The sequence below is a fragment of the Nonomuraea lactucae genome, from assembly GCF_003313395.1.
GTDB classification, from domain to species: Bacteria; Actinomycetota; Actinomycetes; order Streptosporangiales; family Streptosporangiaceae; genus Nonomuraea; species Nonomuraea lactucae.
Genome location: NZ_QNFZ01000669.1, coordinates 1 through 2,957 on the forward strand (window position 1 = coordinate 1; position 2,957 = coordinate 2,957).

Genomic DNA, 2,957 nt, shown 5'->3' on the forward strand with positions numbered 1-2,957 from the left:
CGCGCCGGAGCCGCCGGCGGCCCTGCCCGCCGAGGCGGCGGGCAGGGAGCGCGTCATCTCAGCGGCATAGCGGCCCCGCCCGGCCTCCACTCCGTCCGCTTTGAGCTGGCATTGAGCTGACTCGGGTAGACCTTTGAGCATGGACCGACCGGCCAGGGTGCTCGTCGTCGACGACGAGCCGAACATCCGCGCCCTGCTCTCGCAGACTCTGCGACTGGTCTCGTTCGAGGTCAGGACCGCGGAGACCGGCGCCGAAGCGGTGTCGGCCGCCAGGGAGTTCGAGCCCGACATCGTGGTGCTCGACGTGATGCTCGAGGACATCGACGGCTTCGAGGTGGCCCGGCGGCTCGGCGAGCGCATCCCGGTGCTCTTCCTCACCGCCCGCGACAGGGTGGAGGACCGCGTCCAGGGCCTCACCCTGGGCGCCGACGACTACGTGGCCAAGCCCTTCAGCCTGGAGGAGGTGGTGCTGCGCATCAGGGCCATCCTGCGGCGCAGCCGTACCCGGCCGCGGCCCGACACCGTGCTGCGCTACGCCGACGTCGAGCTCGACGTCGAGGCGCACGAGGTGCGGCGGGCGGGCGTGCGCGTCGACCTGTCGCCCACCGAGTTCAACCTGCTCGCCTACCTCCTCACCAACGCCGGCCGGGTGGTCAGCAAGGTGCAGATCCTCGACAGCGTCTGGCGCTACGACTTCGACGGCGACTCCAGCATCGTCGAGTCGTACGTCTACTACCTGCGCAAGAAGATCGACAGATGGGAGCCGCAGCTCATCCACACCGTGCGCGGCGTCGGCTACACGCTCAGGACGCCCCGGTGAGCCCCGCCCGCTGGACGCTGCGCGCGCGGCTCGTCATGGCCATGCTCGCGCTCACCACGGTCGCGCTCGTGCTGTGCAACGTGATCGGCATCGCCCTGCTCAGCGACAGCCTCCTCAAACGGGTGGACGAGCAGCTCAACGGGCTGGGCAGCGTCGGTTTCAAGATGAACGTGACGCCTGCGCCCCCGCTGCCCCTCGACTTCATGCCACTGAACGCGGTGATCACCAAGCGGGTCGCCTCCGTGGCCAGGATCTACGTGTACGCGCCCGGCGGCGCGCTCGTCAGCACGGTGCCCGACGCCTCGCAGCCCGGCCCCGACCTCGGTGACATCCACGCCGACATCCGCAGCCGCATCCCCGGCGTGGCGGAGAACGGCGTACGCGTCGCCGTGGAGAATGGCGTACGCGTGGCCGTGCGGTCGAGCGAGCCCTACACCGTGCCGGGCACCGAGGGCCCGTCATGGCGGGTCAAAGCCGTCGCCACGAGCGACGGCGGCACCGTGGTCGTCGCGCAGTCGCTCGCCGAGGTCGAACAGACCCGAACGTCCCTCACCGCCATCGCCCTCGCCGTCAGCGCCCTCGTCCTGCTGCTGCTCGGCCTGGTCGCCGACGCCGTCGTACGGCTCGGCCTGCGCCCGCTGACCAGAATGGAGCGAACGGCCGGCAAGATCGCCCGGGGAGACTTCGCCAGGCGGGTGCCCGCGCCCGACCCGCACACCGAGGCCGGGCGGCTCGGCCGGGCCATGAACATCATGCTCGACCGCGTCGAGTCGGAGATCGCCGCCAGGACCGACTCCGAGTCACGCATGCGCCGCTTCCTCGCCGACGCCTCCCACGAGCTGCGCACGCCGCTCACCTCCGTACGCGGCTTCGCCGAGCTGCACCGCAGGGGCGGCGGCGACACCGACGAGATGATGGGCAGGATCGAGAGCGAGGCCGCCCGCATGGGCGTGCTCGTCAACGACCTGCTCACCCTGGCCCAGCTCGACCAGGAGCGCCCCCTCGACCGCCGCCCCGTGGACCTGCTGGAGATCGCCGCCGACACGATCCGCGACGCCCGCGCCCGCCTGCCCGGCAGGCAGGTAAGGCTGGCCGGCCTCGGCGACACGCTCGTCCCCGTCTCGGTCACGGGCGACGAGGCCCGGCTCCGCCAGGTCGCCGTCAACCTGGTGGGCAACGCCCTCGCCCACACACCCGACGACGCCTCCGTCACGGTCAGGGTCGGCCGCCGCGGCGGAACCGCCGTGCTGGAAGTCACCGACACCGGCCCCGGCGTGCCGCCGGAGCACGTACCGCACATCTTCGACCGCCTCTACCGGGTCGGCCAGGGCAGGTCCAGGGCCGACGGCGGCGCCGGCCTCGGCCTGGCCATCGTCTCCGCCATCGTCCGCGCCCACGGCGGCGACGTCGAGCTCGACACGGCGCCGGGCGAGGGCGCCACCTTCCGCGTGCTCCTACCGGGCTCCGAGGCGGCTCCCAGCTCGCTCTGATCCGCGCTCGGCACCGTGGGGGCATGCGAGGAACACCCATCCGAAGAACGCTGGTCGCGACGGCCGTGCTCGCGCTCGCCGCCGCGGGGTGCGGCGCCCGGCAGAGCCCGACCGGCGTCGCCTCCGTCGCCACCGCCTCGGGCAAGCCCGCGGCGACCCCCACGGCCACCACAACGGCCAACCCCGAGGAGCAGGCCAGGAAGTTCGCCCAGTGCATGCGCGACCACGGCGTCGACATGCCCGACCCCGAGCCCGGCGCCGGCGGCGGCGTCAAGGTGAGGCTCGGTAAGCAGGGGGACGAGGCCAAGACCAAGAAGGCCTTCGAGGCGTGCAAGGAGTTCTCACCCGTCAAGCAGCGGGGGCAGATCAAGCCCGAGGACGTGGAGAAGATGCGGGCGTTCGCCGCCTGCATGCGCGAGAACGGCGTGGACATGCCCGACCCCGAACCGAACGGCGGCTTCGTCGCCGGCGGCGGCCCGCGCCGCGGCTTCAAGCCCGACGACCCCACGTTCAAGAAGGCGTTCGAGGCATGCAGGGACACGTCGCCCATGAAGGAGGCAGGGCCCAGGTGACCCAGGTCAAGGACGAGACCAGGCCGGCGGCCCGGACGCTCCCGCCGCGCCGCCGCCGCCCGCTCCGGACGGCCG

The 2,957-nt window shown here is 72.6% G+C and carries 3 protein-coding genes; all 3 read left to right on the forward strand.

Going from position 1 to position 2,957, the window contains the following annotated elements; translation table 11 throughout:
- The first annotated feature begins 139 nt into the window (after positions 1–139).
- The 3 genes from DQW85_RS25115 to DQW85_RS25125 are packed head-to-tail and all read left to right on the forward strand — an operon-like array spanning position 140 to position 2,882.
- On the forward strand, positions 140–820 hold the full coding sequence (locus DQW85_RS25115) for a response regulator transcription factor (RefSeq protein WP_113702451.1): 681 nt from the start codon (positions 140–142) through the stop codon (positions 818–820).
- On the forward strand, positions 817–2,310 hold the full coding sequence (locus DQW85_RS25120) for a sensor histidine kinase (protein WP_205315389.1): 1,494 nt from the start codon (positions 817–819) through the stop codon (positions 2,308–2,310). The genes DQW85_RS25115 and DQW85_RS25120 overlap by 4 nt, the downstream gene beginning before the upstream one ends.
- A gap of 23 nt (positions 2,311–2,333) precedes the next feature.
- Complete coding sequence (locus DQW85_RS25125) at positions 2,334–2,882, forward strand: hypothetical protein (protein ID WP_162795360.1); 549 nt, start codon at positions 2,334–2,336, stop codon at positions 2,880–2,882.
- Positions 2,883–2,957 lie beyond the last annotated feature (75 nt).

Excerpts from the sequence above, each read along its gene's own strand:
- DQW85_RS25115 (WP_113702451.1), top strand. The coding sequence starts at position 140 with ATGGACCGACCGGCCAGGGTGCTCGTCGTCGACGACGAGCCGAACATC.
- DQW85_RS25125 (WP_162795360.1), top strand. The coding sequence starts at position 2,334 with ATGCGAGGAACACCCATCCGAAGAACGCTGGTCGCGACGGCCGTGCTC.